We start from the raw sequence: 17043 nt of genomic DNA, 5'->3' as shown, positions 1-17043 counted from the left end.
CGTGCGAATCTTCCAATCGGAGCTCGACCTGATCGGGCACGAGACCTCGACGCACCTGAGCATCGAAACGGGCGGCAGCCTCTACGGGCTGTGGACCGTCGGCGGCAACCCGACCATCATGCTGGCGACCCGGCCCGGGCCCGGCGCGATCCGCCAGCAGTACCAGTTCGAGCAGGATCTGCAGCTGCACCGGGACCTCGACCACCGGCTGCTGGAGCTGCACGGCATCCAGGGCATCGGGCTGTGGCACTCCCACCACGGCATCGGCCTGCACGAGCTCAGCGGCGGCGACCTGAAGCGCACGATGCGCTTCGCCGAGCGCAACAACCGCCCGTGGTTCTGCGACCTGCTGTGCTACTTCACCGACGGCGGCCGGGAGGTGGCCGTCAAGCCCTACGTGTACGTCGACGCGCCGCAGGGCGAGCACGTCCCGACGCAGCTGGTCGTGCTGCCCGGCGTCAGCCCGGTGCGGACCGCGCTGCAGGCCGGGTCCGGGCCGATGCCGGGCGCGCTGACCGCGGCCCCATCAGGCGCGGCGCCGCCGCTCAAGCACGAGCAGTCGACGGGCCACCTGTCGGGCCGCTCCGAAGACGCGCCGGGCCTGCTCCAGCGGTTCCTCGGGCGGAAGGAGAAGCCGGCGGAGATACCGGCGAGCCGGATGGAGATCCCCGATCTGGAGTCGTACCTGCACACGTACCTGGAGCCGGCGCTGGCCTCGGCTCCGACCGGCGTGCGCTGCGAGATGGCGACCACGAACGGCGGCAAGTGGGTGCGGCTCACCATGCGCTCGCCGTCCCGGGAGGCGGTCGAGGTGCACCTCGGCTGGGACGGGCAGACCCCGGTCGCGTTCAGCCTCGTCGCGACGGTACGGGGGCATGCGCCGCGGCAGGAGCTGCTCGACGGCCCGCGCAACCTCAGCGAGGCCGTGGAGGCCGGCTACCAGATTCTGACCCAGTCGAGGAGGCGGTGACCGATGGGCTGGCGACCGTACCAGCAGACACGCCTGGCGCAGGAGAAGGCGTACCTGCGGCAGTACCTGCCCGGGTTCGAGTTCTTCAATCCCTTGGCGGACACGTACGTCAGCGGGTGGTGGACCAGCAACCTGCGGCGGCAGTACGAGATCCGGGTACACCTGCCGGAGTCCTATCCGGACGCGCCGCCGGACACCTACGTGAGCTATCCGACGCCGCTGCTGGGCTACCGCAGCCTGCGCACCATCGAGAGCTGGCGCACCAGCCACGTCATGCACACGTGGGAAAGCGACCGGCCCGGCTGGACCCGGATCTGCATCGTGCGGCCGGAGCACTGGAGCGCCGACTTCTCCATCGTCAAGGTCCTGCGCAAATCCATGCTGTGGATCACCGCGTACGAGTGCCATCTCGACGACGGCCGCATGATCCGCGAGTTCCTGATCGACGGCTGACGCCGCGCCCCCGAGAGAGGACACCATGAGCACCAACGACCACGATGAGATCCGCAGCTACCTCGAGCGCGAGTCCAAGGGGGTCGGCAACCCCGGCAAGAAGATGGTCCTGAACCCGAAGACCGGCAAGTTCGAGGTGGCGTCGTCGTGGGAGAACACCGGCCCCGACGCCGCCGAGATCACCGCCGAGGACATGCGGTCGTTCGCCGGACTGTGCCGTGCCTGACCGCCCGGGCCACCTCGTGATCGGCGCCGCCACCGTCCAGCGGCTGCTCGATGAGCACATTTCAATGCTGCGGCTTCGGTACCGCGACGACGGCGACCTGGCCGAGGCGCTGGACGAGCCCGGAGGCGAGCCGGGCGACGCGCTGCGGGTGACCCGAGGCGACGAAACCGGGCCAGGTGTCGTCTGCCGGGTCGTCGACGGCCGGCCGGAGTGGTTCGCCGACGGCGAGCCCCTACCCGCGACCGTCGTGCCGGAGCGGGCCGACGTCTTCGACCGGGTCCGCGGCATCTTCGAGACCGACGTCCTGGCCGGCAAGGCGGTCGCGGTGCTCGGCCTCGGCTCCGGCGGCAGCTTCATCGTCCGCGAACTGGCCCGCTCCGGCGTCGGCCGGTTCCTGCTCGTCGACGACGACCGGCTGGAGATCAGCAACGTCTGCCGGCACGAGTGCGGCCTGTCCGACGTGGGCCGGCTGAAGACGAACGCCGTGCGGGACATGGTCCTCGACCGCCACCCCGCCGCCGAGATCACGACCAGCCCGCTGCGCATCGGCAACACCACCATCGACGCCCTGACCGACCGGCTCGCCGAGTTCGCACCGGACGTCGTCGTCTGCGCGACCGACAACCGCGCCAGCCGGCTGCTGGTGAACCGCATCTGCGTGCTCGCCGGCCTCCCCGCGATCTACGCGGGTGTGTTCCGCCGCGCGTACGGCGGGCAGGTGCTGCGGGTCGTGCCCGGCCTGTCGCCGTGCTACCAGTGCTTCGTCAGCGCCCTGCCCGGCATGGCCGGCGACCGCGAGGTCAGCAGCGACGCCGACGCCGCCCAGATCGCCTACTCGGACCGCCCCGTGGCCGTCGAGCCCGGACTCTCCAGTGACATCGTGCCGGTGTCGCTGCAGGTCGCGAAACTGGCGCTGCTCGAACTGCTCCAGGGAGTACCCACGACGCTTGGATCTTTGCATGAGGATCTCGTCGCACCGCTGTATCTGTGGCTCAACCGGCGGGAGCCCGGCACCGAATATGCGACACTCACGCCGATGACCACGGGCGTGGACGAGCTGAGCATCCTACGCTGGTACGGCATCGGCCTGGCCCGCAACGAGCAGTGCCCGGTCTGCGGAATCTCGCCTTTCTCCGTGTACGGCCCGGAGGCCGACCTGGATCGATAAAATCGCGTTGACATTTGTCACCGCCGATCAAGCCCCTGATTCGTGTACCCGCGTGCGTGAATGGGTGCCGTGATGTATTCAGCAGTCCGGCAATGGGTCGGCCGGCACCGCGTGACGTCGGCCGTGCTCGCCGCAACCGTCCTCGCCGCCGCCGTCGGCACCGGCACGGCGTCCGCCTCCACCGACGCCGCCGCCGTCGACGCCACCGCCGGCAGCCACTTCCGCCTCCCGGCCGGTGCCCCCACACCCGGCGCGGGCTTCCGCATCGGCGCGGCCTACCGCGTGGTCACCGGCACCCAGACGTACGCCTGCACCGCCAACGCCGACGGCACGGGCACCTGGGCGACGAAGTCGACCCCCGAGGCACACCTGCAGCGCTACGGCCGCCCGGCGACCACGATCCACCACTACGCCGGCCCACGCTGGGAGTCGGACACGGACCACTCGATCGTCCTGGGCGCCGTGGACCAGACCGTCCCGAAAACCGGCACGATCGCCTGGCTCCTCCTGCACGTGGCCGCCCACGAAAACACCAAGCCAGGCGAACTCGACCGCGTCAGCTTCATCAGCCGCGTCAACACCACCGGCGGCGTAGGCCCGACCGGCGCCTGCTCCCCCACCACCGACACCCCGGTCTCAGTCACCTACGGCGCCGACTACGTCTTCTGGGTCTCCTGCAAGCCGGCCGCCCGCACCCTCGACTGACCCACCCCAGGCCGTTCCGGCGACCCCGATCGGGTTCGCCGGGTGCGGACCGTTCACGCGCGTTCGGGCCCGAGCCGGCCCGGACGCGCGCCACACTGCGGTCGGCCGCACCCCGCCCGCGCTCGGCAATCGCCGCCGCACAGACCCGCCGGCGTCCCGATCGTCGACGTCATGCTCGGGTTCCGGCCCGACACCGCGGCCTTCGAGGCCAGCCCGGTCAGACCTGTGCACCAGCCCCGCGCAGCCGCTCTCACCCGGAGAGCCGATCTTCGCTCCGCTGTCGAGCCTGACAGCGGCGGTCAGCCGTTTGCGGTTGCCGGCAGAGAGGCGGTCTCCCGATTTGCGGGAGGCCGCCTCTGTCATTCCGGCGGCTAGGGTCAGGGGTGGGTTCCGCTGGCCCAGATCGGGCGGTTGCCAGGGGCGTAGACGACCACGTTCGCGTCGTCCTGGACGACGAGCACGGAATTCGGGTTGCCGTTGGTGCCGGTGGCCCAGATAGCCCGGTTGCCCGGTGCGACGAGCACGATGTTCCCGTCACCCTGGTTGACGAGCACGGTGCCCGGCACATTGGTGCCTGAGGCCCAGACCGGGCGTCCGCCGGGCGCGTACTCCACGAGATTGCCGTCGCCTTGCATGACCAGTGCGTATTGCTGGTTGCCGGAGACCAGTCGCGTGCCGGCATCAAGCGTCTGGTTCGCGTACAAGGCAGTCGGCTCGGCCTGAGCGGCCGGGGGCGCCGGAGGCGGTGGCGGCGGCGCGGGTGCCGATACGGTTCCGTTGTAGAAGCGGCTCGCACCGGCAGCGTCGATCGTCAGGTATCCCGCGGCCCGGACCGACATGCCGACGGTGGGTCGGGTCGTTGGGCTGCTCCCGGCCGAGCCGAGGAACTGGGCCGAACCGAAGGCGAACATCCCTCCGTCCCCTCCCACGAGGAAGTAGCCGCCGTCAGTGCCGTCGGAGGCGATGCCCACGATGGGCTTGTTCAGCGGTCTATCCACCATGGATCCGGCGAACTGGGCGTCACCGTAGGCGAACACCCCGCCGTCGCCACCGACCAGCCAGTACCCCCGGCCCGAAGGAGTTGCCGCTATTCCGACGACCGCGGCGTTCAGGGCCTTGCCGCCCATCGAACCGAGGAAGACTGCGTCACCGTAGGCGAACACCCCACCGTCGCCACCGACCAGCCAGTACCCCTGGCCTGAGGGCGTAGCGGCTATCCCGACGATCGGCCGGTTGAGTGGCTTGCCGGCCATCGAGCCGAGGAAGGACGCGTCGCCGTAGGCGAACACCCCGCCGTCCGCGCCCACTAGCCAGTAGCCGTTGCCTGACCTGGTCGCCGCGATTCCTACGATCGGCGCGTTCAGTGCCGAACCGCCGTGTGACCCGAAGAACGGCGCACCGCCCTCGGCGAACACGCCTCCGTCGGCGGCGACGTTCCACTGGCCGTTGGTCCCGGGCCGCGCGGCCGCTCCGACGATCGGGATTGTGGTGATGGTGACGCTGACGCCGGTGTCGTTGAACCATGAGGTGTTCTCTGCGACAAGCGTGAAGTACTCGGTCAGCGCTCCGGCCCGGTCCGGCGTCCGGACCGGGAAGACAAACGTGCCTGTGCCACCGGGCGTCACGCTGGTTTCCAGCAGCCGTGCCGGTCGGGTCGGCGTGATCCATCCGGAGGCCTGCATCGCACTGGCCCGGTCATTCGGTCGCGTTGTGCCCAGGAAAACCGGGGCGGCGCCGCTTGGCGACCATGTCGCGGTCCCCGTGTTCTTCACTTTCAGCGTGACGGTGAACTCCTGCCCGGGCCGGGCATGGGCGAGGTCACCGGACGCAGACTGCGATACGAAGGAATAGGTGTAGCTGTCGAGCGTCTTCACCTGGACGGTGTTGCTCGATGCGGATTCCCCGGCACTATTCCTGGCTCGCACTGTGTATCGGTGCGTGCTGGCCGGCGCCAGTCCTGTGATGGTCTTCGTGACCGTCGGATCGGTCGTCGTCCCCACCGAAGTGGTGCCGTCGTACACGGTGTACGACGTTGCGCCGCCAACCTTCGACCAGCTCAAACTCGCCGTGGTCGAAGTCTTGCCGGAGGAGCGCAGCGTAGGGGCAGCGGGCTTAGGCGTCGGCGTCGTCGGCGCCGGTATTGCCGTCGGCGGTGGGGGCGGCGGTTCCAGCGCTACCGGTGTGATGTTGCCGCTCGAGGCGAGGCCCTGATTTGGATACACGGAGACGGCGTAGTCGCGCCGGTCGAGGAGCCAACCGGTCTCCTTGCCCACAGTGCAGTCCGCCTTCAGGGGCCGCGACGGAATGGCCGGAACGGTGTAGCCCGAGGCGTTCACCGCATACGTCCGGCAGATCGGATCGAACCGGCCGATACCCGGAGTCAGCGCGGTCGGCAGCCGCCCGCCGTTGGAGATGAACCGCCCGAGCTCGACGGATTGCTGATCCCTGTCCACCTGGTTGTTGTTGGCGTAGACCGTGATTCCCGGGAAATCGGAATACGTGACCGTCGCACGTTTCGTGCCGTCACAGCTCAATTTTTCGTGCAACGCAAACCAGATGAAGGGCGCGTCATAACCCAGTGCCCCGTATTGGCCGATCCGGTCAACATACGCGATCCGGGCCGCAGTTCGCACGCTCACGACCACCGACTTATGATCCGACGCCTCGATGTAGACAGGTTGAGCTGTCGCGAACAGGCCGCTCCACGCGATGTCACTCGTCGGTGACTCGGCCGCGGCATAGGCTGTCGCTACTCCGGGAACGGCGTCCTTCGTATATCCGGGGCTGTTTGTGGCAGATCCCGCCGTAGCGATGGTCGCCACGGCCCCGTCAAGGCATTTCAAGTCGTATCTTGGCAGGGTCGCATACCCGCGATATTCCTTGGTCCCGACGAAACGTTGCCACCCGCCTTCCCCGTTGAATGAACTCGGCGGGAATTCGTTGGAAGAACTGTTGAGCGCAGCACAACTCGCCGTCGCCGCAGCCTGTCGCTGCGCCAGCGTACGGCCCGGAACAGGAGACAAACCCATGATCTGATTGATACACGTAGTCAGGTCAACCGACCGGAGCGTTCGGACCACCTTGAGGTCGCTGCTCGTGACGTGGGTTTCCGTCGCCGCCCGAGCGTCGCTCGGCGAGATCTGCCCCCCAAGTGCTCCGGCGATGAGGCTGGCGAGCAGAAACGCACGCACCGGGATTCTAGATCGTGAAAATCTTTTCACATTTGACTCTTTCGGAGGTCTGATCAGTCGCATTGACGACGAGTGCGCCACCGCGGGCGACGCCCGCTTCGATTGAGCACAGATGAAAAATACCGAATCTCGTGCTGACGCCGATCCGCTGCCGAGTCAGATTGATTGGACTTTGCAAGGCGCCACACCAGCCCGTCAGTGGCACCGAACCTCCGGTCGACTGCCAGCGCATCCGATCGACCTAACCTGAAAGTGTGCGGCCGCACCGACCACCGGCACCGAGTCATTTCATCGTTTCTAGCGGTGTCCGCGCGTCCCGATTGGACCGAACAACGTATCTGCCGACCCATCCACACTCGACGACATCCCAGTCGGATGAGCTCAAGAAAAATCGGGCCGTTCCACCAGCGAGGTCACATGCAGGTCTCGTGAGTCGACGACGCGCCCGGATCCAGAGCTTGCCGGCCCATAAGGTCGCAACGGAGGTGGGCGGATGTCGAAAAGTCTGACCGCGGCGAGCCAGGACGCCTGTGCCGCCGCCCTCCGCCGGCGCGGCTTCGTCGCCAAGCGCCGCAGGCTGCTCATCCATCCCCGGCCCGACCCGGGAGTCACCGGCTGGCTCGGACTGAACCTGGCGACCTGGTCACTGCCGGAGACGCTCCATGTCAACCCGGTGATCGGGGTTCGTCACCTGCCTGTCGAGAAGGCGCTCGACATTTACGGCCGGCATCAAGCACTCGGGACTGCTCCTGAAACACGAGCGGTACGTGCTGCTGCCGATCGTGGCGGCTCTGGACGGGGCGACGCGGCGAGCTGCCCGGATCGTGGCTGACGAGGTCGCGCGGGTTGCCGATAAGGACGATGTCTATGCCGAGTCGTACCGTGCGTTCGCCCGAAGTTCCGCAACTGGAACGGGCGGCCGGCCTAGCGCTGTTCGCGGGGGCACCACCAGGTTGTGCGGCCGCCTACGGTGGCGTGGTGCATCAGGGTGCGGCAGCGGGGGCAGGTGCCGCCCTCGTGCCGGGCCGGGATCACCGACAGCGTGTGGACGCCGCCGCCCTCGACCGCGGCCGCGACCGCCGCCCGGACGGCCCGATGGAGCCGGGCGACATCGGCGGGTGAGAGGTCGAGCACCGGCCGGGCCGGGTCGAGTTTGGCCAGCCACAGTGCCTGGTCGGCGAGGAGGTTGCCGACGCCGGCCACGGCTTCCTGGTCGAGCAGGCGGGCCTTCACCGGTGCCGTGCCCTTGGCGAACGCAGCGCGAAAGGCCTTCAACGTCACCGTCAGCGCGTCGGGGCCGAGCTTTTCGACCGGCGGGTCGAGGCGGACGCGGCCCAGGCGGCGGGGGTCGACCAGCATCAGTTCAGTACCATCGGCGAATTTTAATGCGAAGCGCGTGAAACGGTGGTCGCCGGGTGCTCGGCCCCGCTGCCAGTAGTCGCCGCCGTCGTGTTCGTCGCCGGACTCGTCGATGAAGACCAGTTTGCCGGACATGCCGAGGTGGATTCCCAGAGTGGGGCCGGCGGCGGTTTCGCACCACATGGACTTGCCGCGGCGGTTGGCGGTGATCAGGCGCGAACCCAGGAGCGCGGCCCGGATGGAGCCGGGGGCGTGTGGGCGGCAGACCCACGTGTCGGTGTCGTCGACGTCGGTGATGACCCGGTCGAGGGCGTATTGCGCGACGACGGTCCGCGCCGACTCGACCTCTGGCAGCTCAGGCACTCCGCCGACGGTACAAGATGACCTCTGTGGAGAACCTGCCGGTGGGCCGAGTGCTCGACCAGATCGTCGCCGCGACCCAGGAGGGGCCGACGGTGCTCGTCGCGCCGCCCGGGACCGGGAAGACCACGCTGGTGCCGACGGCGCTGGCGGACAAGCTCGACGGCAAAGTGATCGTGGCGGAGCCGCGGCGGATCGCGGCGCGGGCGGCGGCGCAGCGGATGGCGCAGCTGGCCGGGGGTGAGGTCGGAGAGGCGATCGGGTACTCCGTGCGCGGCGAGCGGCGCACGAGCCGCCGGACGGTGGTCGAGGTGGTGACGACCGGGCTGCTCGTGCAGCGGCTGCTCGCCGATCCGGAGCTGCCGGGGGTGGCCGCGGTGATGCTCGACGAGTGTCACGAGCGGCACCTCGACACCGACCTGGCGACCGCGTTCCTCCTGGAGGTGCGCGAGGCGATCCGGCCCGGCCTGGGGCTGCTGGCGGCGACCGCGACCCCCGGGCACACGCTTCCGGGCGCCCGGGTCATCGAGGTCGAGAGTCCCCTGTTCCCGATCGACGTCCGGTGGGTACCGCCGAAACGCCCGCCCCTCACCATGGACCACGTCGCCCAGGTGACCCGTCAGGCCTGGCACGAGACGGAGCACGACATCCTCGTGTTCGTCCCGGGGGTCGCCGAGATCGAGCAGGTGCGGCGGGGCCTCGGCGGCATTCCGTCCGTCCCGCTGCACGGCCGGCTGCCGGCGGAGGCGCAGACCCGGGCCATCACGCAGCCGCCGCAGCGCCGCATCATCGTCGCCACCGCGGTCGCCGAGAGCAGCCTCACCGTCCCCGGCGTGCGGGTCGTCGTCGACTCCGGCCTGGCCCGGGTGCCGCGGATCGACCTGGCCCGCGGGCTCGGGTCGCTGCAGACGGTCCGGGCGGCGAAGGCGAGCACGGTGCAGCGGGCCGGGCGGTCGGCCCGCGAGGGTGTGGGCGTGGTGTACAAGTGCTGGTCCGAGGCCGACGACGAGCGGCTCCCGGCGCATCCGGAGCCCGAGGTGCGCACGGCCGAGCTGACCGGCTTCGCCCTGGCCCTCGCCTGCTGGGGCAGCCGCGGCAACCTGCCCGACCCGCCGCCGGAGGCCGCCATGACGGTGGCGGTGCAGACGCTGCGGGCGCTCGGCGCGCTCGACGAGCACGAGAGGGTCACCGCGCGCGGGCGCCGGATCGCGAAGGTCGGGGCCCATCCGCGGCTGGCCCGGGCGCTGCTGGACGGTGCGCCGATCGTCGGGGCGCGCAACGCGGCCGAGATGGTGGCCGTCCTCGCGCAGGACTCCTATCCGTCCGACGACGTGACGGTCGTCAAGCGGACCACTGACGGCTGGCGGCGGGAGGCGTCGCTGCTGTACCGAATGATCGAAAACCCGAAGGAGCGCGAGACGAGCGCCGACCGGGCCGCGGGGGTCATCGCGGGCCTCGCCTACCCGGAGCGGGTGGCCCGGCGCCGCCGCAACGGCGACGGCTACCTCATGGCCAACGGGACCGAGGCCGAGCTCGCGCCCGGCTCGTCGCTGCAGGGGCATCCGTGGCTGGCGATCGCGGTGGCCGACCGGCCGGCGGGGCGGGTCAACGCGCGGATCCGGCTGGCCGCGGCGATCGACGAGGACATCGCCCGGGAGGTCACCGACACGCTGCCGCCGAGCTACACCGAGCGCCGGGAGAAGCCGCGGGTGCGGGAGATCCCGTGGACGGCGCTGCGGCACCGGCTCGCGTTTCTGCACCGTACCCAGGGGAGCCCCTGGCCGGACGTCAGCGACGCGGCGCTCGCCGACGGGCCGGCCGACCTGCGCGCCCTCTTCCCGTGGCCGGCCGCGAAGGACTTCGACACCCTGGCGCCCGAGCGGCTCACGGTGCCGAGCGGGTCGACGGTCCGCCTCGACTACAGCGATCCCGAGGGGCCGGTGCTGGCGGTGAAGGTACAAGAAATGTTCGGGCTGGCGGCCACCCCTGAGGTCGGGGGCCGCCCGGTGCTGCTGCACCTGCTCTCCCCGGCCGGGCGGCCGGTGGCCGTGACCCGGGATCTGGCGTCGTTCTGGCGCAACGGCTATCGGCAGGTTCGGGCCGAGCTGCGGGGCCGCTACCCGCGCCACCCGTGGCCGGAGGACCCGGCGGCCGCGCCACCGACCCGCCGGGCCAAGCCCCGGAAGTGACTCACCCGGCCCCTCACCCGATCGGCGCGGCGCCACCCCGGACGCTTGGAGGCACGACGAGGGAGGCTGCCGATGCGAGACGACCTGCCCACGCTGGCCGCCGAGGCCTACACCTACGGCTATCCCCTGCTCCAGGACCTGCACGCGGTCGGGCGCGCGCCCACGTTCAACACGTTCGTGGACACCCCCGGCCCCAACCCCGACCTGGTCACGTCCACCGCCCAGCTCGACCTGTCCGGCGGCCCGCTGTGGCTGCGCGTCCCCGCCACCGGCGGCCGATACCACGTGATCCAGTTCATCGACGCGTGGACGCACAACTTCGCCTACGTCGGCAGCCGTACCACCCGCGATGAGCCCCGCGAGTACCTCCTCGTCCCGCCCGGGTGGGCCGGCCGGGAGGAGCCCGCGGCCGAGGTCATCCGCGTGCCCACGATGATCGCGACGCTGATCGCCCGCTTCCCGCAGAAGAGCGACATCACACTGCAGCGGATGTACCCCCAGGTCGCACTCGACGGCCTGCCGTCCCCCCAGCCCGGGGTACCGGACGACGTGCGCTTCCTGGAGGAGCTGCGCCGCAGCCTGGCCGCGTTCCCGCCCTCCCCGGCCGAACGCCGCTACCAGCGCCGGTTCACCCCGCTCGGGGTGTTCGCGGACGGCAACTCGCCCTACACCACGCTGCCGCGGGAGCAGCGGCTCGCCCTCCGGGAGGGTCTCGACCGCGGCCGCGACGGCCTGGAGGAGGCGGCGACGACCGCGCACGCCGCCCCGGTCAACGGCTGGACCAACGACGTGCACGCCTTCGACTACAACCTCGACTACTTCGAGGTCGGCACCATCGACGCTCCACAGTGGACGATTCCGGACCGGGACGCGGCCCACCTGGCCCGCGCGGTCGCGGCGCGCACGCGGCTGTGGGGCAGCCACGCGTACGAGACCGTGGAGGCGGCCCTGCACAAGGACGCCGACGGCGACCGCCTGACCGGTGCGCGCACCTACACGCTGCCGCTGCCCCCGCTGCCCAACGCCACGCTGGCCGCGTACACGGCGGCGGACCAGCACCCGATCACCACGATCCCGATCGAGCCCGAGAGCCCGACCCGGGTCCACGCCCCCGACGGCGAGTTCCACCTCGTCCTGCGGATCTACGCGCCACCGGAGCCCGGCCTCCGGCTGCCGCCGCTGGCAAAAGCATGAACAGATGGCGTACAACAGACGCTCGTTCTCGTCTGGTCCGGGGGCCGTATCGCACCATGTGCGGGGTGAGAATCGCGCACTTCTGCGACAGCCACCCGGGCCGCTCCGACGGCGTGGCGACCTCGGTGGCGGCCACGGTGTCCCTGCTGCGCTCGGCCGGTCACGAGGTCCAGCTCTACCAGCCGGCGCCGCTGCTGCGCGGCCGGGCCGAGCCCTGCGGAGTCCGCTCGGTCCCCGTGCCGCTGCGCAACATCCGAGTGGGCGTGCCGCGCTTCTCGGGCATGCGTCCGGTACCGCACGTCGTGCACGTCCACACCCCCGGCCCGGTCGGCATCGGCGGCCTGCGCTACGCCCGGGCCCACGACCTCCCGGTGGTCATGACCTGGCACACCGACCTCCTGGCCTACTCGGCCCACTTCATGGAGATCCAGTTCGGCGCCGCCCACGCCGCCCAGCGCCTGGCGCTGGGCTGGACCATGCGCGACTACCTGCGCCTGGCCCGCTCCGGCACCGAACGGCGGGCCCAGCTGCTGCGGCTGGGCCAGGAGTTCATGGACCGCACGTCGGTCCTGATCGCCCCGTCCGCGAAGACCGCCGCCGGCCTGGCCGAGTTCGAGCGCCTGCCCCCGGTCTGGACGGTCCCGACCGCGATCCAGCTGGCCGACTGCCCCCTGGGCCGAGCCGAGCTGCGCCGCTCGTTGCGAATTCCAGAAACCGCTCCGGTGGTACTGGCTGTAGGCCGCGCGACGAAGGAAAAGGACCCGACCCTTCTGCTGTCCGCCTTCGCCCGCCTGCTCCGCCACGTCCCGACGGCCAGGCTGGTGATGGTCGGCGTGAAACAAAACCGCATCAGCGTCCAACGCCAGGCCCGCCAGGCCCGCGTCGCCCACGCCCTGAGCCTGGTCCGCCCCGTCCCCCACACCCGCATGGCCGCGTACTACCGCATGGCCGACGTCCTGGCCTTCGCCTCCACCACCGACACCCAGGGCCTGGCCATGATCGAAGCAGAGGCCGCGGGCCTCCCGGTCGTTTTGGCCGACGCCGCCTTGGCCACCCGCCCGGGCACCACGTCCGGCCGCCTGAGCACCGCCCCCGACGCCGACTCGATGGCCACCGCCCTGACCAAAATCCTGACCGACCCCAAACTCCACACCGAGGTATCGGAGGCCGGCCGAGCCGCCGCCGACGCCTACTCAGCAAAGCACTACCTGGCCCACCTGATGGCCGTCTACACCTCCGTCACGAAGACCGACTCCCCCAGCGCTCATAACGGTCGGTCCGTCAGAACTTGAGGAGGGTAGGCACCAGCGAGGAGCGTCCCCATGCGTGGGCTTTCGATCGTCATCTCGGCCGTTGTGGTGGTGAGCCTGAGTCTCGCCGCCGTGCTGGCTGTTTGGCACGAGGTGATGACCAGGGTGGTCGGCATCGAGGCGTACAAGAATCTGTTGCAGTTCTGTCTCGTGGTCGTCCTGGGCGGTGCGGTGTCGTTGCTCTATCAGGCGTACAACCGGCAGGTGGACCGGCAGGCCGAGGTGAAGCGACAGGATGAGCACCGAGCTGATGCGGTTCAGGAAACCCGGCAGCGGTACCTCTCCGAGCTGATCGGCCACTACAACCGCGTCAAGCGGGCCCGCCGCCTGCTGAGGGCGAAGGCGCTCACGCATGACCCGGACCGCGCCAACCGGCGAGTCCGCGTCGCCAGATACGACGAGCTGTTGCAGTCGGTGTTGGACGCACAGCTGACATTCGAGACCATGTCGCGCACCATGCGCGTCGAAGGAAGCCTGTTCGCGACGGACCACGATCTCATCGCCGCGCTGATCAGGGCCGAGTCGTATCTGCGGGCGTTGGTGACGGAGTACGAGAACGTCATGCCACAGGCCGACCGGGCCGAGGTCGAGCTGCGTATGCTGCCCGAACTGGCCGACTTCGTCGGACCGTACGAAGAGTCCAAGCGCTTCCGCACGGAGTTTGTGCATTCCACGCAAGCCGCCCTGGCCGCACTGGAGCATCTTATCGTCGATGCGGCTCAGCCTGACACGCTGCGCAGTGTGGACGGGCCGCCCTCCACCTCGCCGAAGTAATGCGCGGCCGCGTCGATCTTCTCCTCCAGGTTCTCGGCCAGGCTGATGAGCGCCATTAGATATTCGTCCGGCTTATTCCTGAGTTTGCTCCGCACGTGCACGCCGACGGCGTCCGCGGCCCAACGCACCGCGCGCAGGTGTCTGGCCATCTCACCGATCAGCTCGGGCGATGCGTCACCGGCGAGCGCATCGACCGAGCCACGCAATTCATCGGCCGTCGTGATGATGTCCGCGAAGTGCCGCTCGAGCGAGTCGATACCCAGGCCGACCTGGCGGTGGGCCCGATCGAGTCGGTAGCGGGCTTTCGCGGCGACCCGGGCCGGTGGATCCATCACCGACCGGGTATCAAGAAAGCAGATCGAGCAGCCATGCTCGCAGCAGGTCGGCGTGGGCGGTCGCGGCCTGGATCTCGGCGCTCGTCGTGCCGGGTCGCAGCGCCGCGTCGAGGACGGTGGCCAGTTCGTCGACGCACCGGCCGATCGTGGCGTTCTCGTGCGCGGCGGCGCGATCCCGCAGGTTCGCGAGCTCGGCCCGCAGCGGTTCGACGCGTATCGCCAGCGTCGCCCGGTCCAGCGCATCGAGTCGAGCGGCGCGCAACCGGCACACGAACCGGCCCCACTCTGGCACCGCGTTGCCGACGCGCTCATCCGGCTCCGGTTCCGCCGCTGCCGCCGGCCGGTGGGCGTCCAGGCCGATCAGCTCGCCGAGAATGAGCGGATCGGGCAGGCCGAGTGGATCGTCGGCCGGCTTCGTGTCGCGCGGCAACAGCTCGGTGGCCGCCCGCGCCGCGAGCCAGAAGAACCAGGTGCGCAGGTCAGGCGCCAACAAACGACCCCGCCCGGTGATCATCAGCGCAATCGCGACGATGCAGAGGAGGTGCTGCGGCCGCCAGGCGGACCACTGGCCCTGGTTCCGCGCGTATTCCGTGGCGGCTTCATGTATGCCGGCAACCGGCTGGGACAGCTCCGGCGGCACCGTCACCGACAGCTGATCGGTAGGGCTCAGCATCCATTGCAGCAACGCGTCACGATCGCGGAAATCCACCCGGTCGAGGTACTTCGCGACGGTGGTGAGTGCGAGATACGTGGAGTCCCAGGCCAGAAGACCCGAAGCGGTGTACCGGGAGAGGTCGACGAGGAAGTATCGCTCCCCCCGGCGGTCGAACAGCACGTTTCCCGGGTGAAGATCGCGATGACTCAGGCCGTACGTAAGAATGACCGGCATCAACCGGAGCGCCGGCTCACGACCGACCAACGCGAACGGATTGACCAGACACTCGCCGCCGCGGCTGAGCCAGGGCCGGGAATCCGTCAGCAGGCCCGGATGCCGACCGGCCCAGGCATCGATGGATCCGCCCGCGGCGAGACGTTCGCCGAGGAGCTCCTCCAACACGATGCCCATGTCAACCTTTTTCGATGTCGATCGAGTGTTCCATTCGGTCAACAGCTCGCCGACGAGTCGGCGGCAGGCGTCTTTCACCAGGTGCGGCGGCAGACGATCGACCTCGACCAGCTCGTCGAAGCCACCGCCGGCGATGCTCTGCATCACGATCGATCCGCCATCGGGAATCGAGATCGGCGACCCGATCAGTCTGGTCAGATGCGCTTCGGCGAACAGGCGTGGCGCGTCATGGAGCGCCCGATTATGGAGAATGTACTCCCGGTCGGAATCCTCGCGGTCGGTGATTTTCAAAATCACCCCGCGCAGATGCTCGCCGTAGCCCTCGACGTAGACACCCAGCAGCTGGGCATCTGTGAAGCCGGCTCCGACCCACCCGGACGGCAGCAGGTTTGCGGACACCTGGTCCGACCACCGGCGCAGCGCCTCGCGGCCCCGCACGGACCGGATCTGCCCGAAGACCCCGTCAGCACCGTCCCGTCGGCGGTCGAAATCGTTCAGCATCGACGCCTTCCCCTTGGCCATGTCGACGACCCCTCCGGCGTCGTCCTCCATTGAGGCACCGCCCCACCGGCTGAACGGTCCGAACGCGCACATGTTCGCGCCGCAGTTACCGCGGAAGCCCTCTTGGGTGTATCCGACACGCGCCCAGTTTCACCGCTGCGGCCATACGGCTATGGTGCGCTGGTATTGAGGAAATTGTCCGAAAGGCGCATATGATCAGCATAGGTGAGCCCGATACCGGAGATTCCCCACTCCGGCGGCTCGGAACGCTGATGCAGGCATCCCGCGAGATAGCGGGGCTCCAGCGCAGCGACATCCGTCATGTCGGCCGGACCGTGGTCTCCGATCTGGAGCGCGGCCTCCGCCTGCCGGGCTCGGACATTGTTATGGAGATCGCCCGAGCGGTCGGCGCCGACCTTGAGCGGACCGCATTTCTCATGCGCCGCGCCCGCGATGACGAAAACCTGGCCAAGCTCCGCCGGCAGAGCGCCGCACTCGCTCCTTATCCACCGAGTGAGCTGGCTCGGCCGACCGGCCGGAAAGTACCATACATCGAGGTGATTTCCGCGGACGGCGCATTTGCGCGGGCTTTACCGGAGCCGGATGACCCGCGAAATGTGTACCTGATTCCACATATCATCGAACGGGCGGTCGACCGGTATCGGATCGGGGCGGACCGTCGGACAATGGCCGGCACATCCACCCGCAAGATCCGAGCGACCGATACGAGCCTTGACCGGCTGTATTGGACCGTGGGCATGCAAGCCGAGGTCGAGCTGGAGTATCTGCGCGTCCAGCTCTGCGGCGACGTCACCGCGGTCGAGGTCATCCAGGCCCGCCGCAATAGCTATGTGTTCCTGCTGCAGCTCCACAAACCGATCGACCCTGGCGAATCAGGCTCGTTCACGGCGGATTACGCGTATGGCCTGACCGGTGAGGAGGATCCCGGACGCTGGGTGCGCTTCCGGGTCCCGGCCGAGGAGGTCGAGGTCAGCGTCGACTTCCCGATCGGCGATCAGCCGGCGCGCGCATGGACCATCAACCAGCCTACTGAGCAGGCGATCGGCCCCGAACCCGGTGCCAACGAACTGCTCGTACCGAAGGTCTCGGGCTCATACGTGACCCAGCCGGACAACGTCCGGCCGGGCAGAACCGTCGGTATCCACTGGCGCCGATAGCGGTGAACTGGCGAGCCGCGCCCGCGTCACGAGAGCCGACCCTCATGACGAGAGCCGGCTCTCA

General features: G+C 69.5%; 15 protein-coding genes. 11 read left to right on the top strand and 4 right to left on the bottom strand.

Features of this window, described 5'->3' with window-relative positions; all coding sequences use genetic code 11:
• Nucleotide 1: 1 nt before the first annotated feature.
• From ACIA8L_RS26705 to ACIA8L_RS26685, 5 genes are all read left to right on the top strand, one after another.
• Nucleotides 2-970: a hypothetical protein gene (locus ACIA8L_RS26705; RefSeq protein ID WP_395909091.1), complete on the top strand. Its 969-nt coding sequence runs from the start codon at nucleotides 2-4 to the stop codon at nucleotides 968-970.
• Nucleotides 971-973: 3 nt separating this feature from the next.
• Nucleotides 974-1423 carry a hypothetical protein gene (locus ACIA8L_RS26700; protein ID WP_395909090.1) on the top strand — a complete coding sequence of 150 codons (450 nt, stop codon included), beginning with the start codon at nucleotides 974-976 and terminating at the stop codon, nucleotides 1421-1423.
• Between the two features lie 25 nt (nucleotides 1424-1448).
• Nucleotides 1449-1649: a hypothetical protein gene (locus tag ACIA8L_RS26695; RefSeq protein WP_395909088.1), complete on the top strand. Its 201-nt coding sequence runs from the start codon at nucleotides 1449-1451 to the stop codon at nucleotides 1647-1649.
• Nucleotides 1642-2817, top strand: coding sequence for a HesA/MoeB/ThiF family protein (locus tag ACIA8L_RS26690; RefSeq protein WP_395909087.1), 1176 nt, complete (start codon nucleotides 1642-1644; stop codon nucleotides 2815-2817). Before ACIA8L_RS26695 ends, ACIA8L_RS26690 begins: the two co-directional genes overlap by 8 nt.
• A gap of 72 nt (nucleotides 2818-2889) precedes the next feature.
• Nucleotides 2890-3522 carry a DUF3455 domain-containing protein gene (locus ACIA8L_RS26685; RefSeq protein WP_395909085.1) on the top strand — a complete coding sequence of 211 codons (633 nt, stop codon included), beginning with the start codon at nucleotides 2890-2892 and terminating at the stop codon, nucleotides 3520-3522.
• A gap of 377 nt (nucleotides 3523-3899) precedes the next feature.
• On the opposite strand, the gene ACIA8L_RS26680 is transcribed toward ACIA8L_RS26685, so the two are convergent.
• Nucleotides 3900-6713 carry an NBR1-Ig-like domain-containing protein gene (locus tag ACIA8L_RS26680; RefSeq protein ID WP_395909084.1) on the bottom strand — a complete coding sequence of 938 codons (2814 nt, stop codon included), beginning with the start codon at nucleotides 6711-6713 and terminating at the stop codon, nucleotides 3900-3902.
• 493 nt (nucleotides 6714-7206) lie between these two features.
• Here ACIA8L_RS26680 and ACIA8L_RS26675 point away from each other — a divergent pair, with 493 nt between their 5' ends.
• Nucleotides 7207-7545 (top strand): hypothetical protein, encoded by a 339-nt coding sequence (locus ACIA8L_RS26675; protein WP_395909082.1) that lies wholly within the window; start codon nucleotides 7207-7209, stop codon nucleotides 7543-7545.
• Nucleotides 7546-7637: 92 nt separating this feature from the next.
• Here the strand turns inward: ACIA8L_RS26675 and ACIA8L_RS26670 are convergent, their stop codons facing one another.
• A complete protein-coding gene (locus ACIA8L_RS26670; RefSeq protein ID WP_395909080.1) occupies nucleotides 7638-8435 on the bottom strand; it encodes an Fpg/Nei family DNA glycosylase in 798 nt (265 codons plus the stop codon).
• A gap of 26 nt (nucleotides 8436-8461) precedes the next feature.
• On the opposite strand from ACIA8L_RS26670, the gene ACIA8L_RS26665 reads away from it, so the two are divergent.
• From ACIA8L_RS26665 to ACIA8L_RS26650, 4 genes are all read left to right on the top strand, one after another.
• On the top strand, nucleotides 8462-10621 hold the full coding sequence (locus ACIA8L_RS26665; RefSeq protein WP_395909079.1) for an ATP-dependent RNA helicase: 2160 nt from the start codon (nucleotides 8462-8464) through the stop codon (nucleotides 10619-10621).
• Nucleotides 10622-10693: 72 nt separating this feature from the next.
• Nucleotides 10694-11815: a DUF1254 domain-containing protein gene (locus ACIA8L_RS26660; protein WP_395909078.1), complete on the top strand. Its 1122-nt coding sequence runs from the start codon at nucleotides 10694-10696 to the stop codon at nucleotides 11813-11815.
• Between the two features lie 65 nt (nucleotides 11816-11880).
• Nucleotides 11881-13107: a glycosyltransferase gene (locus tag ACIA8L_RS26655; RefSeq protein ID WP_395909077.1), complete on the top strand. Its 1227-nt coding sequence runs from the start codon at nucleotides 11881-11883 to the stop codon at nucleotides 13105-13107.
• Between the two features lie 30 nt (nucleotides 13108-13137).
• A complete protein-coding gene (locus tag ACIA8L_RS26650) occupies nucleotides 13138-13899 on the top strand; it encodes a hypothetical protein (protein WP_395909076.1) in 762 nt (253 codons plus the stop codon).
• Here ACIA8L_RS26650 and ACIA8L_RS26645 read toward each other — a convergent pair.
• Both ACIA8L_RS26645 and ACIA8L_RS26640 read right to left on the bottom strand, forming a co-directional pair.
• Nucleotides 13845-14231 carry a hypothetical protein gene (locus tag ACIA8L_RS26645; RefSeq protein WP_395909074.1) on the bottom strand — a complete coding sequence of 129 codons (387 nt, stop codon included), beginning with the start codon at nucleotides 14229-14231 and terminating at the stop codon, nucleotides 13845-13847. The genes ACIA8L_RS26650 and ACIA8L_RS26645 overlap by 55 nt on opposite strands.
• A gap of 13 nt (nucleotides 14232-14244) precedes the next feature.
• On the bottom strand, nucleotides 14245-15852 hold the full coding sequence (locus tag ACIA8L_RS26640; RefSeq protein ID WP_395909072.1) for a hypothetical protein: 1608 nt from the start codon (nucleotides 15850-15852) through the stop codon (nucleotides 14245-14247).
• 221 nt (nucleotides 15853-16073) lie between these two features.
• Here ACIA8L_RS26640 and ACIA8L_RS26635 point away from each other — a divergent pair, with 221 nt between their 5' ends.
• Nucleotides 16074-16979, top strand: a complete 906-nt coding sequence (locus tag ACIA8L_RS26635; RefSeq protein ID WP_395909071.1) for a hypothetical protein — start codon at nucleotides 16074-16076, stop codon at nucleotides 16977-16979.
• Nucleotides 16980-17043 lie beyond the last annotated feature (64 nt).

Origin of the sequence: Dactylosporangium sp. NPDC051541, from assembly GCF_044454505.1 — a bacterium.
GTDB lineage: Bacteria > Actinomycetota > Actinomycetes > Mycobacteriales > Micromonosporaceae > Dactylosporangium.
Note: the sequence above shows the minus strand (reverse complement) of the source record. Positions and strands in the feature narration are given on the sequence as shown.